Raw genomic sequence first — 825 nt, forward strand, 5'->3', positions numbered from 1 at the left:
ACATCTAATGTTGTGATCACATTTGGCATATTCATAATTTGCTCTAACCAAAAATCATTTACCTCTGTTGGATAATCATAGACATGAATGCAAGTGCCTAATCCATCACCTGTTTGAAAATAACTTTCCTTAAAACTAATTCCCCCTTGTGGCTGAACTCTAGCCACTAAAAAGGGGTTGTAACCTTTCTTCTTTTTTAGTTCCTCTTGTTTTTCTTTTTTAGATTTTTTACTCTTGAACGCAAACATATTGTTGCCCCCTTACTACCATATATTTTTCGTTCCTAATTTTGCATTTTGATTAAACAATTTAAACATAAGCTCTAACTTTTTCTCTTCATCCACCTCTAATAGTTCAGTAGAGCGTTTGATATATCGCTTTGCTGCATCTACACGTTCTTTTACGATTAATTCCGTTTCTCCATAAATAAATAAGAAGGCTTCCCGATTTGTTCTGCCCCATTCTAAAAACTGCAGTTCTTTTAACTTTTGATTTAAAATTCGTTCATACAAAGGACTGGTACATTCTTTAATTTTCTTCTCTATATAACGTTGTTGTTCGGTTGTTTGACATGGAAAGTTTAAAAAAACGAGTTTAATGGACTGTTTGTAGGCTTGATAGAAATACGCATGTGAGAAAATGACAAATGCTTGTTCATCGCTATTCTTAGAGAACATATCGTCACCTTCGACTTGAAGAATTTCTAAAAACTCCTCATTTTTCAGTTCAAATATGCCATCCTCCGTCATGTCTACAATTTGCATAATTTCCGCAATACTTTTCTTTACCTTTGGTGCCGCTTTTTTCTTTTTTCTAGATAAAAAC

The 825-nt window shown here is 33.3% G+C and carries 1 protein-coding gene and 1 pseudogene; both read right to left on the reverse strand.

Features of this window, described 5'->3' with window-relative positions:
* Positions 1-248: pseudogene (locus CN409_RS30070) on the reverse strand (type IV secretion system protein VirB4); the annotation flags it as partial.
* Positions 249-263: 15 nt separating this feature from the next.
* Positions 264-825: hypothetical protein (locus CN409_RS30075; RefSeq protein ID WP_098217966.1), on the reverse strand; the 562-nt coding region annotated here is incomplete at its 5' end.

The organism is Bacillus sp. AFS012607 (genome assembly GCF_002558005.1).
Lineage (GTDB): Bacteria > Bacillota > Bacilli > Bacillales > Bacillaceae_G > Bacillus_A > Bacillus_A thuringiensis_S.